The 17,082-nt window shown below is 67.3% G+C and carries 16 protein-coding genes; 12 read left to right on the top strand and 4 right to left on the bottom strand.

The window, feature by feature from the left end; all coding sequences use genetic code 11:
- Positions 1–78: 78 nt before the first annotated feature.
- The 3 genes from AB1281_RS23050 to AB1281_RS23040 all read left to right on the top strand — a co-directional run bounded on the left by AB1281_RS23050 (position 79) and on the right by AB1281_RS23040 (position 3,410).
- Positions 79–453, top strand: a complete 375-nt coding sequence (locus AB1281_RS23050; RefSeq protein ID WP_430347143.1) for a DUF4124 domain-containing protein — start codon at positions 79–81, stop codon at positions 451–453.
- Positions 454–1,100: 647 nt separating this feature from the next.
- Positions 1,101–2,804, top strand: a complete 1,704-nt coding sequence (locus AB1281_RS23045) for a proline--tRNA ligase (protein WP_075675418.1) — start codon at positions 1,101–1,103, stop codon at positions 2,802–2,804.
- Positions 2,805–3,026: 222 nt separating this feature from the next.
- The gene (locus AB1281_RS23040; RefSeq protein WP_005415203.1) at positions 3,027–3,410 is read left to right on the top strand and encodes an H-NS family nucleoid-associated regulatory protein; all 384 of its coding nucleotides are present in this window, start codon (positions 3,027–3,029) and stop codon (positions 3,408–3,410) included.
- A 116-nt stretch (positions 3,411–3,526) separates the two neighbouring features.
- Here the strand turns inward: AB1281_RS23040 and AB1281_RS23035 are convergent, their stop codons facing one another.
- A complete protein-coding gene (locus AB1281_RS23035; protein WP_014035912.1) occupies positions 3,527–4,786 on the bottom strand; it encodes a threonine/serine ThrE exporter family protein in 1,260 nt (419 codons plus the stop codon).
- Between the two features lie 92 nt (positions 4,787–4,878).
- On the opposite strand from AB1281_RS23035, the gene AB1281_RS23030 reads away from it, so the two are divergent.
- The 4 genes from AB1281_RS23030 to AB1281_RS23015 are packed head-to-tail and all read left to right on the top strand — an operon-like array spanning position 4,879 to position 8,397.
- Complete coding sequence (locus AB1281_RS23030) at positions 4,879–6,000, top strand: MlaE family ABC transporter permease (RefSeq protein ID WP_075675419.1); 1,122 nt, start codon at positions 4,879–4,881, stop codon at positions 5,998–6,000.
- A 1-nt stretch (position 6,001) separates the two neighbouring features.
- A complete protein-coding gene (locus tag AB1281_RS23025) occupies positions 6,002–6,829 on the top strand; it encodes an ABC transporter ATP-binding protein (RefSeq protein ID WP_049443088.1) in 828 nt (275 codons plus the stop codon).
- A 3-nt stretch (positions 6,830–6,832) separates the two neighbouring features.
- On the top strand, positions 6,833–7,759 hold the full coding sequence (locus AB1281_RS23020; RefSeq protein ID WP_014035909.1) for an MlaD family protein: 927 nt from the start codon (positions 6,833–6,835) through the stop codon (positions 7,757–7,759).
- Positions 7,756–8,397, top strand: coding sequence for an ABC-type transport auxiliary lipoprotein family protein (locus tag AB1281_RS23015; RefSeq protein ID WP_164118163.1), 642 nt, complete (start codon positions 7,756–7,758; stop codon positions 8,395–8,397). The genes AB1281_RS23020 and AB1281_RS23015 overlap by 4 nt, the downstream gene beginning before the upstream one ends.
- Before the next feature lie 76 nt (positions 8,398–8,473).
- Here the strand turns inward: AB1281_RS23015 and AB1281_RS23010 are convergent, their stop codons facing one another.
- The gene (locus tag AB1281_RS23010; protein WP_430344782.1) at positions 8,474–9,061 is read right to left on the bottom strand and encodes an alpha-ketoglutarate-dependent dioxygenase AlkB family protein; all 588 of its coding nucleotides are present in this window, start codon (positions 9,059–9,061) and stop codon (positions 8,474–8,476) included.
- Between the two features lie 118 nt (positions 9,062–9,179).
- Here AB1281_RS23010 and AB1281_RS23005 point away from each other — a divergent pair, with 118 nt between their 5' ends.
- Positions 9,180–11,072: a glycoside hydrolase family 99-like domain-containing protein gene (locus tag AB1281_RS23005; RefSeq protein ID WP_430344781.1), complete on the top strand. Its 1,893-nt coding sequence runs from the start codon at positions 9,180–9,182 to the stop codon at positions 11,070–11,072.
- Between the two features lie 30 nt (positions 11,073–11,102).
- On the opposite strand, the gene AB1281_RS23000 is transcribed toward AB1281_RS23005, so the two are convergent.
- Positions 11,103–11,732: a CoA transferase subunit B gene (locus AB1281_RS23000; RefSeq protein ID WP_430344780.1), complete on the bottom strand. Its 630-nt coding sequence runs from the start codon at positions 11,730–11,732 to the stop codon at positions 11,103–11,105.
- A gap of 1 nt (position 11,733) precedes the next feature.
- The gene (locus AB1281_RS22995; RefSeq protein ID WP_049465322.1) at positions 11,734–12,465 is read right to left on the bottom strand and encodes a CoA transferase subunit A; all 732 of its coding nucleotides are present in this window, start codon (positions 12,463–12,465) and stop codon (positions 11,734–11,736) included.
- Positions 12,466–12,691: 226 nt separating this feature from the next.
- Between AB1281_RS22995 and AB1281_RS22990 the strand changes: the two genes are divergently transcribed.
- From AB1281_RS22990 to AB1281_RS22975, 4 genes are read left to right on the top strand one after another with little or no spacing between them, the layout of a single operon-like run.
- A complete protein-coding gene (locus tag AB1281_RS22990) occupies positions 12,692–14,080 on the top strand; it encodes a UbiA family prenyltransferase (RefSeq protein ID WP_430344785.1) in 1,389 nt (462 codons plus the stop codon).
- Positions 14,080–15,384: an FAD-binding oxidoreductase gene (locus AB1281_RS22985; protein ID WP_430344779.1), complete on the top strand. Its 1,305-nt coding sequence runs from the start codon at positions 14,080–14,082 to the stop codon at positions 15,382–15,384. The genes AB1281_RS22990 and AB1281_RS22985 overlap by 1 nt, the downstream gene beginning before the upstream one ends.
- 2 nt (positions 15,385–15,386) lie before the next feature.
- Positions 15,387–16,124 (top strand): SDR family oxidoreductase, encoded by a 738-nt coding sequence (locus tag AB1281_RS22980; protein WP_430344778.1) that lies wholly within the window; start codon positions 15,387–15,389, stop codon positions 16,122–16,124.
- On the top strand, positions 16,121–17,080 hold the full coding sequence (locus tag AB1281_RS22975; RefSeq protein WP_430344777.1) for an NAD-dependent epimerase/dehydratase family protein: 960 nt from the start codon (positions 16,121–16,123) through the stop codon (positions 17,078–17,080). The genes AB1281_RS22980 and AB1281_RS22975 overlap by 4 nt, the downstream gene beginning before the upstream one ends.
- The last annotated feature ends 2 nt before the right edge of the window (positions 17,081–17,082 follow it).

Below are 17,082 nucleotides of genomic sequence, written 5' to 3'. Positions count from 1 at the left end.
AATCCAGTTTAATCGACTTGCCAGCGGTCGGCGCCAATGCTGCAATCGGCGTTCTGCGCCCATTCCGTGGAGTTTGCCATGCGTGCCCTGTCCTGCCTTGGATGCCTGCTGCTGTTGGCCAGTGCCAACGCCGTGGCCGGCCCCGTCTACAAATGGAAGGACGCCAATGGCGTGACCCAGTACTCGGAGACCCCGCCGGCGGGCAAGAAGTTCGAGACCCGCGAGCAGGCCCGCACCCCGCAGGCCGCGGCCAGCACCGAGACCCCGGCCGCGCCGGTCCCCGAGCAGTGCAGCACGGCCCGGGCCAACCTGGCCCTGCTGGACGGTGGCGGCCAGGTGATGCAGGACACCGATGGCGATGGCAAGCCCGATACCCCGTTGACCCCGGAGCAGCACACCGCGCAGAAGGGATTGGCCGAAGCCGCCATCAAGGCCTACTGCCCAGCACAGTGAGGGTTATCGGCAGGGCTTGCAGCCCTGCACCCGCAGAGGCAACAGCAAGGGCAACAGCCGGCTCTGGGCTTTCTGTGGGTTTGGCGGGGCAGTGTGGGCTGGCAGGACACGCCGTAAACCCCGCTCCGCGGCCCGGCCCGGCCCAGCCGCTGGCGGCTGTGCGTTCGGGCGCTTGCGAAGCAGTGCTTCGCAAGCAAAGCGCCCTCACCCATGGGGGCTCGATGGCGCCATCCATGGCGCCAACGGTCCTGCCACCCCACACCGCCCCGCCTGCGACAGGTTCCTGGTGACGGTGGTAAATCCACGCCATGCGTGGATGAATCTCCATTGAAATCGAATGATTCGAGAATTGATCGAACAGCAGCCGAGCATGGCTCGGCTCTACAGAAATGCGGGCAGATCGCGGGAAACTGTCGAAGGCGGGGTGGGTCCGGTTGCGGGAGTGTCCGCGGCATGGATGCCGCGGCCAAGCCCCCATGGACGGGTTTACGGCGTCTCCCGCAACCGGACCCACCCCGCCATCCCACGGGAAACCCGCTGTTGCTGTTGACGTTGCTTGAGGCGGGTGCAGGGCGCAGCCCTGCCGATACCCCTCCCCCCGGCCGGGCTGGCAGAATAGACGTCTCTGCCGTTATCCGAAGCCGACGATGCGCCTCTCCCAGTTCCACCTGCACACCACCAAGGAAACCCCCAGCGACGCCGAGCTGACCAGCCATCGGCTGATGCTGCGCGCGGGCATGATCCGCAAGCTGGCATCGGGCCTGTACACCTGGTCGCCGCTGGGCCTGCGCGTGCTGCGCAAGGTCGAGCGCATCGTGCGCGAGGAAATGGACCGGGCCGGTGCCGTGGAATTCCAGATCCCGACCATCCAGCCGAAGGAACTGTGGGAGCAGACCGGCCGCTGGCAGAAATTCGGCCCGCAGCTGCTGAAGATCAAGGATCGCAAGGACCAGGTGTTCTGCTACAGCCCGACCGCCGAAGAAGCCGCCTGCGACTTCGCGCGCAGCGAGCTGTCCAGCTACAAGCAGCTGCCGGTGAACTTCTACCAGGTGCAGACCAAGTTCCGCGACGAGATCCGCCCGCGCTTCGGCGTGATGCGTTCGCGCGAGTTCCTGATGAAGGACGCCTATTCGTTCCACCTGCACGATGAGTGCCTGGTGCGCGAATACGAGAACATGAAGTCGGCCTACAGCCGCATCTTCACCCGCCTCGGCCTGGATTTCCGCATGGTGCAGGCGGACTCCGGTGCAATCGGCGGCGATGCGTCGCAGGAATTCCACGTTATCGCCGATTCCGGCGAGGACGCGCTGGTGTTCTCCACCGGCTCGGACTACGCAGCCAACATGGAAGCGGCGATCGCTGCCGATCCGGCACCGCGTGCGGCCGCCACCGAAGCAATGCGCAAGGTGGATACCCCCACCCAGAAGACCTGCGAGGACGTCGCGGCCCTGCTCGGCATCGACCTGCAGCGCACGGTGAAGTCGGTGGCGCTGATCGCCGGCGAAGGCAAGGCACAGCAGTTCGTGCTGGCGCTGGTGCGTGGCGACCACGAGGTCAACGAGATCAAGCTGGCCAAGGTCGCCGGCCTGGACGAGCAGCGCTTCGCCAGCGAGGCGGAAATCGCCGAGCACCTGGGCAGCGTGCCGGGCTTCCTCGGCCCGGTCGCCCCGGCCAAGGCCATCCGCGTGGTGGCCGATCGCGAAGTGGCGGCGATGGCCGACTTCGTCGTCGGCGCCAACGAGGCCGGTTTCCACCTGGCCGGCGTCAACTGGGGCCGCGACCTGCCGGAACCGGAAGTGGCCGACATCCGCAACGTGCGTGCCGGCGACCGTGCCGTGGACGGCGGTGAACTGAAGATCGCCCGTGGCATCGAAGTCGGCCACGTGTTCCAGCTCGGCCGCAAGTACGCCGAAGCGCTGGATGCCACCGTGCTGGATGAAAACGGCAAGGCGGCGGTGATGGCGATGGGCTGCTACGGCATTGGTATCTCGCGCGTGGTGGCTGCCGCGATCGAACAGAACCATGACGACGCCGGCATCATCTGGCCGGACGCGATGGCGCCGTGGCAGGTGGTGGTGTGCGTGATCAACCCGAAGGGCGATGCCGCAGTGGCCGACGCCGCTGCCAACCTGCTGCAGGAGCTGCGCGACGCGGGCCTGGACGCTGCACTCGACGACCGCGGCCTGCGCCCGGGCGCGATGTTCGCCGACATGGAACTGATCGGTATCCCGCACCGCGTGGTGGTCAGCGAACGCGGCCTGGCCGCTGGCACCTACGAGTACCGCTCGCGCCGCGCCAGCGACGCGGAGAGCCTGGACAAGGCGACCCTGCTGCAGCGACTGCAGGGCTGACGTGGAAAGACCGGGGCCTGCCCCGGTCTTTTTTTGCCTGCGCCAGCGCGGCGTGGATATTGCAGCGGACATAATCCGGTCAAAATCACCACGACAGCGTCGGCATGCCGCCACGGCATGTCCTGCCTGCATTTGTGCTTGGATTAATTCATCTCTATTCTGTCCGCCGACGCCATGGACTGGCTTGTCCCGTCCACTTATTAGTTTCCGGAGTAACCGTAAATGAGCATTGACCTGACCGGCCTGTCGGCGCGCGAACTGGGCGCCCTGATCCGCACCGCGAAGAAGCAGCAGACCATCGTCGCCAAGCGCCGGCCGATCACCAAGGTTCGCGCCCAGCTGACCAAGCTGGCCAAGACCGAGGGTTACACCATCGAGGAACTGTTCGGCGACGCCCCGGCCCCGCGCGCGCGCAAGGTGGCCAAGGTCGCCAAGGCACCGTCGAAGACCGCCGGCCGCAAGCTGGGCAAGGTTGCCCCGAAGTACCGCAACCCGGCCAACCCCAAGGAAACCTGGACCGGCCGTGGCAAGCAGCCGCGCTGGATGGCTGAACTGACCGCCAAGGGCAACAAGAAGCCGGAAGACTTCCTGATCAAGAAGGCCTGAGGCCGGATCGGGATGCACTGAAAAACGCCGGCGAAAGCCGGCGTTTTTTCATTCCCCGGAAAGGAAAGGTGTGTGGACCAACGGTCCACACCCACAGGAAGCAGCCCAGAGGGCGATTACAGGGTTTTGCGGGCGGGCATCAGCAGGTTGCCGAACAGCAGGCCCGCCACCAGCGCCATCACCACGTTGAGAACGGTGAGGAACACGCTCTGGCCGGCGCCCACGTCCTGCTGCTGGACCAGGGTCAGCACGCCGCGCAGGCTGGTGCTGCCGGGCACCATCATGATGATGCCCGGCAGGCGGATGATCGCGCCCGGACGCCCGACCAGGCGACCGAACAGGTTGCCACCGGCGGTCAGCAGCATCGCCGACAGGAAGATGCCAGCCGGCGCCCCCCAGGCGTGGCCGCCGAACTTGGAGATCGCATAACCGGCCACCGAGGCGGCGATCACCCACGGGTAATCGCGGCGGTTGGCCTTGAACAGCATCGCGAAGGCGAACGCCGCGGTCAGCAGCGAGCCCCACTCCACCCACGGCCCCTGCGGCCGCGTGGCGCGGATCACCGGATCCAGCCCGAGCACGTCGGCCAGGGTCACCGCGATCATCGCGCCGACGCTGAGCTTCATGATCGTGGTCAGCGCGCCGGCAAAGCGCGCGGTACCCGACACCCAGTGCTGGCTGGCCAGCTCATTGACCGCATTGGTCAGCGACATGCCGGGCAGCAGCACCACCAGCGAGGCGATGATCACCGTGTTGAGGTTGAGCGCGCCGATGAAGGACGCCACCAGGGTGGCGACCATGCCAGCCAGCAGCGCCGCCAGCGCCTCGGCCGCTTCGCGGGTGGCCGGGCGACGATCGGTCACCATGCCGAGCAGGCCGATCATCAGGCCGATGACACCGGCCGTGGCAATGTCCAGCCACGGCAGCTTCCACATCCCGGCCACGCCAGCCGCGCCGAGGCTGAACGACAGGATGGTGCGCAGCTTGCCGCGCCGGCCCGGGTCCTTGTCCAGCTGGCGCAGTGCAGTGTGGCCCTGGGCGATGCTCATCCGCCCGTTGGACACTTCCTCGGCGATATGGTCGGCGACGCTGAGCTTGTGCAGGTCGTTCTCACCGGGCGCCAGGCGGATCACGCGGGTGATGTCGCTGGAGCCGATCGCCTGCGCCGGATCGCTGAAGCTGAGGATGATACCGGTGGGATTCGACCACGGTTCACAATCCAGATCGAGCTGGCGGGCCAGTGCCACCACCGCCGTTTCCAGGCGCTGGGCCGTAGTGCCATAGCTGTGCAGGCGTCCGGCGATCTCGGAAACAAAGGCCACGCGCTGTGCGTAGGTGGCCTGGGGCGTGGGGATCGTGTGAGCGTCTGCGGACATGCGCCGTAGTATTACCTACGCTGGGCCCCACCGGAGAAATTCATCCGAGTTCGACGCGAAGCCCGATACAGAACGGTTATGCTGCGATCCGAATGGCCCAAGTGACCCCGAACCACGCCCCCCAGCTCGAACAGGATGCCCACGACCCGGGCCTGATCCGCCTGTCCGGCACCTGGACCTTGAAGACCGCGCTGGCCGCGGCCGAGGTCCTGCACGGCGTTCCCGACAAACTGACCGGCATCGATGCCACCGGCATCGAACAGCTGGATTCGGCCGGCGTGCTGCAGGTGCTGCGCGTGGCCCATCGTGCCGATCTGCACGAAGACGCACTGCAGTTCCGCGCGGACCACCAGGCGCTGGTGTGCACCATCGAGGAAGTGGCCGACGACCGGCCCAAGCCCAAGCGCGATTTCGGCGTGCTGGCCGCGCTGGAACGGCTGGGCGTCAGCGTCCACACCACCGGCCACAACATCAAGGCGCTGTGCAGCTTCCTCGGCGAGAACCTGGTCAAGGCGGCCCGGCTGGTCAAGGAACCCCGCCGCTTCCGGCTGACCGCCACCGTGCACCAGATGGAGCAGGTCGGGCTGGACGCGGTACCGCTGGTGGCGCTGCTGTCCTACCTGGTCGGCGCGGTGATCGCGTTCCTCGGCTCGACCATCCTGCGCGACTTCGGCGCCGAGATCTACGTGGTCGAGCTGGTCAACATCGCCTTCCTGCGCGAGTTCGCGGTGCTGCTGACGGCGATCGTGCTGGCCGGCCGCACCGCCAGTGCGTTCACCGCGCAGATCGGTGCGATGAAGGCGCGCGAGGAAATCGATGCGATGCGCACCCTGGGCCTGGACCCGGTCGACCTGCTGGTGCTGCCACGCTTGCTGGCGTTGCTGGTCACCCTGCCCCTGTTGACCTTCATCGCGATGGTCGCCGGCCTGGCCGGCGGCATCACCGTCGGCGCGTTCGACCTCGACATCCCGCCGCAGATGTACATCGCGCGCATGCACGAGACGATGGAAGTGCGGCACATGCTGGTCGGCCTGTCGAAGGCCCCCGTGTTCGCGCTGGTGATCGGCCTGATCGGCTGCCTGGAAGGACTGAAGGTCGAAGGCACCGCGCAGTCGGTCGGCGAGCGCACCACCTCCAGCGTGGTGCAGACGATCTCGCTGGTGATCATCATCGACGCCTTCGCGGCGTTGTGGTTCATGCACATGGACTGGTGACATGAGCACATCCGCCCTCCCCGAACCCATCGACATGCGCGACGACCAGGGCCACGAACTGGCCATCCGCGTGCGTGGACTGGTCAACCGCTTCGGCAGCCAGACCGTGCACGAAGACCTGGACCTGGACGTGCGCCGCGGCGAGATCTTGGGCGTGGTCGGCGGCTCCGGTACCGGCAAATCGGTGCTGATGCGCTCGATCCTCGGCCTGCGCGTGCCCGATGCCGGGCAGATCGAAGTACTCGGCCGCGACGCGCGTGCCGACGATACCGAGAGCCGCCTGCACATCGAGCGCAACACCGGCGTGTTGTTCCAGGACGGCGCCCTGTTCTCCTCGCTGACCGTGGGCGAGAACGTGCAGGTGCCACTGAAGGAGCACCATCGCGAACTGCCCGAACGCTGGCACTACGAACTGGCGCTGCTGAAAGTGAAACTGGCCGGCCTGCCCGCCGACGCGATCAACAAGCTGCCCTCGCAGCTGTCAGGCGGCATGCGCAAGCGCGCCGGCCTGGCCCGGGCACTGGCGCTGGATCCGCCGCTGCTGTTCCTGGACGAACCCACTGCGGGCCTCGACCCGATCGGCGCGGCGGCGTTCGACCGCCTGATCAAGACCCTGCAGGAAGCACTGGGGCTGACCGTGTTCCTGATCACCCACGATCTGGACACGCTGTACGCGATCTGCGACCGGGTCGCGGTGATCGCCGACCGCAAGGTGGTGGCCAACGCACCCTTGCCTGACATCGAGAAACTGGATCATCCGTGGATCCAGGAATACTTCCACGGACCCCGCGCGCGCGCCGCGCGTGGCGAACAGATCGAGAGTGCCTGAGCCATGGAAACCAAAGCCAACTACGTGCTGATCGGCGCGTTCACCCTGATCACCGGCCTGGCCCTGCTGGCCTTCGGCCTGTGGGCCGCCAAGTACTCCTCCGACCGTACCTGGCAGGAGTACCGCGTGGTGTTCCGCGAAGCGGTGACCGGCCTGTCGGTGGGCAGCCCGGTGCAGTACAACGGCATCGCGGTGGGCTCGATCACCGAACTGAACCTGGTGCCGGACGACCCGCGCCAGGTGGTCGCGCGCATCCGCCTGAACTCCAACACGCCGGTCAAGACCGATACCCGCGCCAAGCTGGCGATCACCAGCCTGACTGGCCCGTCGATCATCCAGCTCAGCGGCGGCACGCCGCAGTCGCCGGCGCTGACCACCGTCAACAAGGACCCGGCGCCGATCATCCCGACCACGCCCTCGGCGCTGCAGAACATCACCGACGTCGCCAACCGCATCGTCGAGCGCATGGACCAGATCCTCAGCGACCGCAACGTGGCCTCGATCAACGCGACGCTGGCCAACCTGGAGACGATCAGCGGCGGCCTGGCCGACCGTGACCAGGGCACGCAGGCGCTGCTGCTCAGCGCGCGCGACGCCGCCCGCAGCCTGGACACCACGCTGAAGACCACCAACGGCACCATCGAGCGCCTGGACAAGAACCTGGTGCAGCAGCTGCCCGGCATCATCGACAAGCTCGACGGCACCCTGGCCAAGCTCGATTCGGCCGCCGGCAACGCCGATTCGATCCTTGGCGAGAACCGCGCCGCGATCAACAGCTTTGCCAACGATGGCCTCGGCCAGCTGGGCCCGACGCTGACCGAACTGCGCGGCCTGATCCGCGACCTGCGCCGGGTCAGCGACCGCCTCGAGAACAACCCCGCGCGCTACCTGCTGGGCCGCGACGCACCGAAGGAGTTCGAACCCAAATGAGCCCGACCACCCTTCCGCGCCTGCTGCTGGCCGCTTCGATGGTCACCCTGCTGGGCGGCTGCTCCATCCTCGGCAGCAGCGAGAAAACCGCGGTGACGCTGTACTCGCCGTCCGTGCAGGTCAAGGCAGACCCAGCGTGGCCGCAGGCCAGCTGGCAACTGGTGCTGGCCAAGCCCAGCGCCGCGCGCATGGTCGACAGCCCGCGCATCAATGTGCGGCCGACACCGTCGCAGATGGAGATCTACAAGGGTGCCAGCTGGGCGCAGCCGGCCACCGACATGATCGAGGACACCCTGCTGCGTGGCTTCGAGGATTCCGGTCGCATCCGCGGCGTGGCCCGCAGCACCGCCGGCATCCGCGCCGACTACAAGCTGTCCACCGACGTGCGCCGCTTCGAATCGGATTACCAGGGCCAGCCCACGCCGACGGTGGTGATCGAGGTCAACGCCAAGCTGATCCATGTCGCCGACCAGCGCGTGGTCGCGGACCGCACCTTCCGGCAGGCGCAGCCAGTCGGCAGCACCGACGTACCGGCGGTGACCGCCGCATTCGAACGTGGCCTGCAGCAGCTGGCGCAGGACGTGGTGGGCTGGACGCTGGTGAGCGGCCAGGCCGATCAGCCGACCGTCGCGCGCTGATCGCCGCATTCGCCGGGCACGTGAGTTACGGGGTCGGATCCCTTTCCTTCCGGAAAGGGATCCGACCCCTTCTTCGTCAACGCGGCGTAATCCAGCGGAAGGTCAGGTTGATCCGCTCGCCCTGCACCCGCGCCATCTTCGGCAGCGCGTGCTGGTAGAAGCGCTGGGTCTGCCCGGCCATCAGCAGCAGGTCGCCGTGGCCCAGCACGAATTCAACCTTGCGTGCCGGGTCGTCACGGCGGCGCAGCAGGAATCGGCGCGCAGCGCCCAGGCTCAGCGAAGCGATCACCGGGGCCGGCCCCAGCTCCGGCTCGTCATCGCTGTGCCAGCCCATGTAGTCACCGCCACCGCGATAGCGGTTCAACAGCACGCTGTTGAAGTGGCCGTGGCCTTCGGCTTCCAGGCGCCAGCGCACGGCCTGCAACACAGGCGGCCAGGGGCGCGGCACGAACTCGGCACCGGAATAGCGATAGCGGGCCTGCGGGTCGCCGATCCAGCAGCTCAGCCGCGGCGAGTCCACCCAGTTGCCGAACATGCGGATGCGATGGGTTTCCCAGGGCACTTCGGCCTGCAGCGAGGACAGGAGCTGGTCGGCGGCGGCCGCAGCCAGCCAGCCCGGCAGGTGCAGGACATCGGCATCGGGCAGGTCGTGGGGGAACAGCATGGTCACACGCTAGCACGCCGCCGTTTGCCGTCATGGCCGCCAGCACCGAAAATGGCGCCATGACCGTTGCCCAGATACTGATCCCGTCCTACCGCCCCCTGTCGCGAGGCCTCGCCCGATGAGCCTGCGCCAGTCGTTGTTCCCGTTGCTGCGCGCCGTGTTCCGGGCCTTGCCGTTGCCACAGGCGCAGCGTGACCGGTTGCGCACCCGGCTGTTGGCGCGGCATGGCGACTGGGTACCCCCGCCGCCCAAGGGACAGCAGGATGAGGAGGGGACGCGCGCCAGTGCCCAGCTGCGCTGGCGTGCCGATGAACCGGCGATCGGCCACGTGCCATGGCGCGAGGGAGCATTGCCCTCACCCATGCCGGTGACGCTGGTCGCTTTCTACCTGCCGCAGTTCCACACCTTCCCAGAGAACGACGCCTGGTGGGGCAAGGGCTTTACCGAGTGGCGCAACGTGACCCGCGCCCTGCCGCAGTTCGAGGGCCACATCCAACCCCGCCTACCGGCCGACCTCGGCTTCTATGACCTGCGCAACCCGCAGGTGATGCGTGACCAGGCACGCTTGGCTGCGGAGTACGGCATCGGCGCGTTCTGTTTCTACTACTACTGGTTCAGCGGCCGCACCCTGATGGAAGACCCGCTCCAGCAGTGGCTGGCCGATGACAGCATCGACCTGCCGTTCTGCCTGTGCTGGGCCAACGAGAACTGGGCACGACGCTGGGACGGCCGCGACGACGACATCCTGATCGGCCAGCAGCACAGCGCCGAAGACGATCTGGCCTTCATCGCACATGTCGCGCCCTACCTGCGCGACCGCCGCGCATTGAAGGTCGAGGGTCGGCCGATGCTGCTGGTCTATCGCCCGAACCTGCTGCCCGACGCGCGTGCGACTGCCGAGCGCTGGCGTCGCTGGTGCCGTGACAACGACGTGGGCGAGATCCATCTGGCCTACGTCCAGGGCTTCGAGCGACCGGATCCCCGCGATATCGGCTTCGATGCCGCCGTCGAATTCCCGCCGAACATGAGCAACCCGCGCTCGCTGTCGGCACAGCAGTGGCTGCTGAATCCTGCCTTCAATGGCGATGTACGCGACTGGCGTGAACTGGCTGCAGAAATCGCAGCGCGGCCGCTGCCGGACTATCCGCTCTATCCCGGCGTGAACCCGGGCTGGGACAACGAGGCGCGTCGTTCCGGCCGCGGCCGCGTGTACCTGCACGCATCGCCGCGCGGCTACCGCGATTGGCTGCGCACCACGATCCATGAGCGCCTGTCTGCAGCACCGCAGGCCCAGCGCATGGTGTTCATCAATGCCTGGAACGAGTGGGCCGAAGGCGCCGTGCTGGAACCGGATGCCCGGCTTGGGCATGCCTGGCTTGACGCGACGCGCCAAGCGCTGTCCCCGGCTCCGCCCGCACGCCCCCTGCGGGCCTGCCTGCTGGTTCTCATTGATGATCCCGGGATGATCGCTACAGCTTGTGAGGCAGCAAGCGGCCTGGGCGTGAGCTATCGTGTTTTCATTCCAATGGCGCAGCGCCCTCATGACGCTGCGGTCGATATCATCGGCCATGCTGGCAATGCCTTGTCCAGCATCCTGCAGGTTCTGGAGGCTTTCGGTCCGGATCCATCGTTGCTGGCCTGCTGGCTGGACCTTCGCGGAAGCGGCAAGGCGAGACCGCAGCTACCAGGGACGACCGCTATCGACGCAATGCTTCAACGGTTCAATGAGCAACCTGCGCTGGGCATGTTCGTGGCATCCACCCCGGAGGCAGTCGTCGTTTCGCGCAGTCATCTCCGCTGGGCAACCCGGCTGGGGATAGCTGACGCCCCTACGCCGCAGACAGCAGGCACGATGTGGTTGCGAGCGTCGACGCTGCGGTCACTACTGGATGCGCACTGCTATCCCAGTGAGCTGGACAACGACAATGCACTTGATCCGGTCATGCAGTTGCTGCCGGACCTTGTTGCCAACGCAGGCTACGTCGTCGCAGGCCCACAACGCCAGCCCTGAGGCTGGCGCTGCGCAGCAACATCGTTGACTTCAGCGCTGGAACACGACGCCGGTCTTTTCCTTCAGCTCTTCATCACTGACGCCCGGCGCGGCTTCCACCAGCAACAGGCCGTTGCCGGTCACGTCGAACACCGCCAGATCGGTGATGATGCGGTCGACCACGCCCACGCCGGTCAACGGCAGCGTGCATTCGGCCAGGATCTTGTGCTCGCCGTTCTTGGCGGTGTGCTCCATCAGCACCACCACACGCTGCACGCCGGCCACCAGGTCCATGGCGCCGCCCATGCCCTTGACCATCTTGCCGGGCACCATCCAGTTGGCCAGGTCGCCCTTGTCGGTCACCTGCATGGCACCGAGGATGGCCAGGTTGACGTGGCCACCGCGGATCATCGCGAAACTGTCGTGGCTGCCGAAGTAGCTGGCACCGGCACGTGCGGTGACGGTCTGCTTGCCGGCATTGATCAGGTCGGCGTCAACTTCAGCGTCGGTCGGGAACGGGCCGATGCCGAGCAAGCCATTCTCCGACTGCAGCCATACGTCCACGCCTTCGGGAATGTGGTTGGCCACCAGCGTCGGCAGGCCGATGCCCAGGTTCACGTAGGCGCCATCGGTCAGCTCCTGGGCGGCACGTGCCGCCATCTCATCGCGGGTCCACGCCATGTCAGTTGCCCTCCGCGCGGATGGTGCGCTGCTCGATTCGCTTTTCAGGATGCGCGTTGTGCACGATGCGGTGCACATAGATGCCCGGCAGGTGCACCTGGTCCGGATCGATGGCGCCGACCGGCACCACCTCTTCCACTTCCACGATGCAGACCTTGCCGGCCATCGCGCAGGCCGGGTTGAAGTTGCGTGCGGTCTTGCGGAACACCAGGTTGCCGGCCTCGTCGGCCTTCCAGGCCTTGACCAGCGCGACGTCGGCGCGCAGTGCGGTTTCCATCACGTAGTGCTTGCCATCGAACTCGCGGGTTTCCTTGCCCTCGGCCACCACCGTGCCGTAGCCGGTGGCGGTGAAGAACGCCGGGATACCGGCACCGCCGGCGCGCAGGCGCTCGGCCAGGGTGCCCTGCGGGTTGAACTCCAGTTCCAGCTCGCCGGCCAGGAACTGCCGCTCGAATTCCTTGTTCTCGCCCACGTAGGACGAAATCATCTTCTTGATCTGCCGCGTTTCCAGCAGCTGGCCGAGGCCGAAGCCATCGACGCCGGCATTGTTGGAGATCACGGTCAGGCCCTTGACGCCGCTGTCGCGCAGCGCAGCGATCAGCGCCTCGGGAATGCCACACAGGCCAAAGCCGCCCACGGCCAGGGTCTGGCCATCGGCGACCACCCCCTGCAGGGCCTCCGCCGCACTGGCGAAGCGCTTGCCGCGCTTTCCGCCGGAAGTCGATTGCTGCATTGCTGTAGTACCCTGCGAATGGATAAGCGCATTCTAGCCGCAGGCCTGCATCCGACGGGTTTGCGGCGCAGCAAACCGCGATGGTGCAGCGGCCCGGGGCGGGGATGCCGCTTTCTGGCCCATGCCCCAACGCGGATACAATGGACGATCCCGCCGCGTCAGCCCGCGAACGATGCCCCCAGCGCCTCCTGCCCCCTCTCCTGCAGCCCATGACCGCGCCCTGTGCGTGGACCTGGATGGCACGCTGCTGGACACGGACCTCCTGTATGAATCACTGCTGGTGCTGTTGGCGCGCAATCCGCTGTACCTGTTCCTTCTGCCGTTCTGGCTGCTGCAGGGCAAGGCCGCACTGAAGCGGCAGATCGCCGCACGCGCCACCGTCGATCCACGCCACCTGCCCTACAACCCGAAGGTACTGGAACTGCTGCGCGACACGCCGCAGCGTCCGCGGGTGCTGTGCACGGCCTCGGACCAGCTGTTGGTCGCGCCGATCGCCGCACATCTGGGCCTGTTTGAACAGGTCATCGCCAGCGATGGCCAGCGCAACCTGTCCGGCACGCACAAGGCGCAGGCCCTGGTGGATGCATTCGGCGAGCGCGGTTTCGACTACGCCGGCAACGGCACGGTCGACCTGGCGGTCTGGGCGCGCGCCGCAGGCGCCTGGGTGGTCAACAATGGCAGCGCACTGGCTGCCACCGCCGCACAACGCACGCAGGTGCTGGGGCATTGGCCTGGGCCGTCCAGGCTGCAGGCATGGATGAAGGCGCTGCGTCCGCACCAGTGGCTGAAGAACCTGCTGGTGTTCGTACCCCTGTTGACGGCCCACCGCTTCCTGGAAGCACCGGCGGTGGCCGATGCCCTGCTCGCCTTCGCGGCCTTCAGCCTGTGTGCCTCCGGCGTCTATCTGCTCAACGACCTGCTCGACCTTGATGCAGATCGCCGCCATCCGCGCAAGCGCCACCGCCCCTTTGCCGCTGGCCGCTTGCCGCTGTTGCACGGTCTGGTCGCAGGCCCACTGCTGACGCTGTGCGGGCTGGCCGTGGCACTGGCCTGCAGCCCGGCATTCGCCGCCGTGCTGCTGGGCTACTACGTGCTGACCCTGGCCTACTCGCTGCGCCTGAAGCGCATCGTCATGCTCGACGTGGTGCTGCTGGCCAGCCTCTACACCTTGCGCATCATCGGCGGCACGGTGGCCATCGGGGCGGAACTGTCGTTCTGGCTGCTGGCCTTCAGCATGTTCATCTTCCTCTCGCTGGCCCTGCTCAAGCGCTATACCGAACTGCACGCGGTGCTGGCGCGCGGCAAGACCCGCGCCAACGGCCGTGGCTACGGCGTGGAAGACCTGCCGCTGCTGCAGTCACTGGGCGCTGCCGCCGGCTACAGCGCCGTGCTGGTGATGGCGCTGTACATCAACAGCCCCGACAGCGTGGAGCTGTACCGCAACCCGAAGCTGCTGTGGTTCATCTGCCCGGTCCTGCTGTACTGGGTCAGCCGTGCCTGGGTGATCGCTCATCGCGGCAACATGCACGATGACCCGATCGTGTTCGCCGCCACGGATCGGGCCAGCCAGGTGGTGGCCGTGCTGTGCGCCGGGTTTGCACTGGTGGCGATCTGATGCGGGCCGGCGCGCACTCCTGGGGACGGTATCCGCGCGCGCCGCAATCGCTGGTCAGGGTGCACGATCGGCTTGCCGGGCTGCCGGCCTTCGAGGGCAGCGCCCTTCCGCATGGCAATGGACGCAGCTATGGCGACAGCTGCCAGAATCCGGGCGCCACCCTGCTCGACTGCCGCGGCCTGGACCGCTTCATCGCCTTCGATCCGGCCAGCGGGCGACTGCACTGCGAAGCCGGCGTCACCCTGGGCGAGATCATCGCCAGGGTGCTGCCGCAGGGCTGGTTCCTGCCGGTTACCCCGGGTACGCGCCATGTCACCGTGGGCGGCGCGATCGGCAATGATGTCCATGGCAAGAATCACCACCTGGCCGGCAGCTTCGGCCACCACGTGCTGTCCTTCGAGCTGCTGCGCAGCAATGGCGAACGCCGCGTATGCCGTCCTGGTGATGACGACGGCTGGTTTGAAGCCACCCTTGGTGGGCTTGGCCTGACCGGGCTGGTCACGCATGCCGAACTGCAGCTGCGCCGCGTGCCGGGCAGCAGCCTGGAAGTGGAGAACATCCGGTTCTCCAGCCTGGCCGACTTCTTCGCACTGTCGCAGGACAGCAGCGAAAGCCACGAGTACAGCGTGGCCTGGATCGACTGCCTGGCGCGTGGCCGCGCCCTCGGCCGCGGCCATTTCACCCGCGCCAACCATGCCGTGCAGCCGGCCGACGAGCGTCCTGCCGCCGCCCGCAGGCAGTGGGCGATGCCACTGACGCCGCCGGTTTCGCTGGTCAACCGGCTGACCCTGCGCCCGTTCAATACGCTCTACTACTGGCGCCAGCCTGCGCGCCGCCGGCGCTACGCCTCGCACCTGCTGCCCTTTTTCTATCCGCTCGATGGCATCAGCGAGTGGAACCGGATGTATGGTCCGGCCGGCTTCGTGCAGTACCAGTGTGTGCTGCCACCGCACGCGGCCGCGGACGGAATTCCCGCGCTGCTGCGGGAAATCGCCCGCAGTGGCCAGGGTTCGTTCCTGGCGGTGCTCAAGCAGTTCGGCGCGCGGCCATCCTTTGGCATGCTGTCCTTTCCGCGCCCGGGCACCACGCTGGCCCTGGATTTCCCCAACACCGGCGAGGCGCTGTGGGCCCTGCTGCGGCGCCTCGACCAGATCGTCGATGCCGCCGGCGGTGCCCAGTACCCGGCCAAGGATGCGCGGATGACCGCCACCTCGTTCCAGCAGGCGTACCCACGCTGGCAGGACTTTAGCCGATTCATCGATCCACGTTTCTCGTCCGGCTTCTGGCGCCGGGTGACGGAGTAAGCATGCAGAACGTCCTCATCGTCGGCGCCACGTCCGCGATTGCCGAAGCCGTCGCCCGGCGCTACGCCGCACGCGGCGCATCGCTGTTCCTGGTCGGGCGCCGCGCCGACCGGCTGGCCACCATCGCCGACGACCTGCGCGTGCGCGGTGCGCGCGCCACGCACACCCATTCCATGGACATCAACGACCTGGCCGCCCATGCCGATCTGCTGGCGCAAGCCTGGCAGGCGCTGGGACGGGTGGATGTGGTGCTGGTCGCGCATGGCACGCTACCCGACCAGGCAGCCTGCGAGGCCTCGGTGGCGACCTGCATGGCCGAGTTCGCCACCAATGGCACCTCGACCCTGGCCCTGCTGGGGCCCGTGGCCAATCGCCTGGCCGACGCGGGCAGCGGCGCGCTGGCGGTGATCACCTCGGTGGCCGGCGACCGCGGCCGCCAGAGCAACTACGTCTACGGCGCCGCCAAGGCTGCGGTCAGCACCTTCCTCAGTGGCCTGCGCCAGCGCCTGGCCAAGCAGGGCGTGGCGGTGGTCGACATCCGCCCCGGCTTCGTCGACACGCCGATGACGGCCCACCTGCGCAAGGGCCCGTTGTGGGCGACGCCGGACCAGGTCGCGCGCCGCATCGTCGCCGGCATTGGTCGCAGCACCCCGGTGCTGTATGCCCCGGGCTTCTGGCGGTTGATCATGACGGTGATCCGCCTGCTGCCGCAGGCCCTCTTCAACAGGATCGCGCTGTGAACACTGCAACGGACTCGGTGCTGGAGCAGAAGATCATCATTCCCGGTGGTGCCGGCCTGGTCGGCCAGAACCTGGTCGCCATCCTCAAGCGCCAGGGCTACCGCCGGCTGGTGGTGATCGACAAGCACGCCGCCAATCTCGACGTACTGGCACGCATGCATCCGGACGTGGTGACCGAACACGCCGACCTGGCGGAGCCGGGCGCCTGGGAGCGCCATTTCGCCGAGGCCAACGCCGTAGTGATGCTGCAGGCGCAGATCGGCGGCACCGATCCCGTGCCGTTCGTGCGCAACAACATCACTGCCACCGACCTCATCCTCGATGCCATCGAGCGCCACGCCGTGCCCTACACGGTGCACATCAGCTCCTCGGTGGTCTGTTCGGCGGCCGACGACGACTACACCCGCACCAAGCGCGAGCAGGAGCACCGGGTCGCCGCGCGCGGCATCCCTGTGGTCATCCTGCGCCCGACCCTGATGTTCGGCTGGTTCGACCGCAAGCACCTGGGCTGGCTGTCGCGCTTCATGCGCAAGGTTCCGGTATTCCCGATACCCGGCGATGGACGCTACATGCGCCAGCCGCTGTATGCCGGCGACTTCGCCACCATCATCGCCAGCTGCCTGCGTTCGCGGATTGCCGGCCAGCGCTACAACATCACCGGCCTGGAGAAGGTGGACTACGTCGACATCATCCGCCAGATCAAGCGCAGCACGCGTGCGCGCACCGTGCTGCTGCACATCCCGTACCGCCTGTTCCACCTGCTGCTGAGGACCTGGGCGCTGTTCGACCGCGACCCGCCGTTCACCGCTGCGCAGCTGCAGGCACTGGTGGCCCATGACGAGTTCGAAGTCATCGACTGGCCTTCCATCTTCGATGTGCGGCCGACGCCCTTTGCACAGGCCATCGACGCCACCTTCAACGACCCCGAGTACGGCGACATCGCCCTGGAGTTCTGATC

The sequence above is a fragment of the Stenotrophomonas sp. NRRL B-14846 genome (assembly GCF_050473585.1).
In the GTDB taxonomy this organism is placed as follows: domain Bacteria; phylum Pseudomonadota; class Gammaproteobacteria; order Xanthomonadales; family Xanthomonadaceae; genus Stenotrophomonas.
Note: the sequence above shows the minus strand (reverse complement) of the source record. Positions and strands in the feature narration are given on the sequence as shown.

Coding starts and splice junctions, on each gene's coding strand:
- AB1281_RS23030 (WP_075675419.1), top strand. CDS start 4,879: ATGGCCCAAGTGACCCCGAACCACGCCCCCCAGCTCGAACAGGATGCC.
- AB1281_RS22995 (WP_049465322.1), bottom strand. CDS start 12,465: ATGCAGCAATCGACTTCCGGCGGAAAGCGCGGCAAGCGCTTCGCCAGT.
- AB1281_RS23010 (WP_430344782.1), bottom strand. CDS start 9,061: ATGCTGTTCCCCCACGACCTGCCCGATGCCGATGTCCTGCACCTGCCG.
- AB1281_RS23045 (WP_075675418.1), top strand. CDS start 1,101: ATGCGCCTCTCCCAGTTCCACCTGCACACCACCAAGGAAACCCCCAGC.
- AB1281_RS23005 (WP_430344781.1), top strand. CDS start 9,180: ATGAGCCTGCGCCAGTCGTTGTTCCCGTTGCTGCGCGCCGTGTTCCGG.
- AB1281_RS23040 (WP_005415203.1), top strand. CDS start 3,027: ATGAGCATTGACCTGACCGGCCTGTCGGCGCGCGAACTGGGCGCCCTG.
- AB1281_RS23015 (WP_164118163.1), top strand. CDS start 7,756: ATGAGCCCGACCACCCTTCCGCGCCTGCTGCTGGCCGCTTCGATGGTC.
- AB1281_RS23050 (WP_430347143.1), top strand. CDS start 79: ATGCGTGCCCTGTCCTGCCTTGGATGCCTGCTGCTGTTGGCCAGTGCC.
- AB1281_RS22985 (WP_430344779.1), top strand. CDS start 14,080: ATGCGGGCCGGCGCGCACTCCTGGGGACGGTATCCGCGCGCGCCGCAA.
- AB1281_RS23020 (WP_014035909.1), top strand. CDS start 6,833: ATGGAAACCAAAGCCAACTACGTGCTGATCGGCGCGTTCACCCTGATC.
- AB1281_RS23035 (WP_014035912.1), bottom strand. CDS start 4,786: ATGTCCGCAGACGCTCACACGATCCCCACGCCCCAGGCCACCTACGCA.
- AB1281_RS22980 (WP_430344778.1), top strand. CDS start 15,387: ATGCAGAACGTCCTCATCGTCGGCGCCACGTCCGCGATTGCCGAAGCC.
- AB1281_RS23025 (WP_049443088.1), top strand. CDS start 6,002: ATGAGCACATCCGCCCTCCCCGAACCCATCGACATGCGCGACGACCAG.
- AB1281_RS23000 (WP_430344780.1), bottom strand. CDS start 11,732: ATGGCGTGGACCCGCGATGAGATGGCGGCACGTGCCGCCCAGGAGCTG.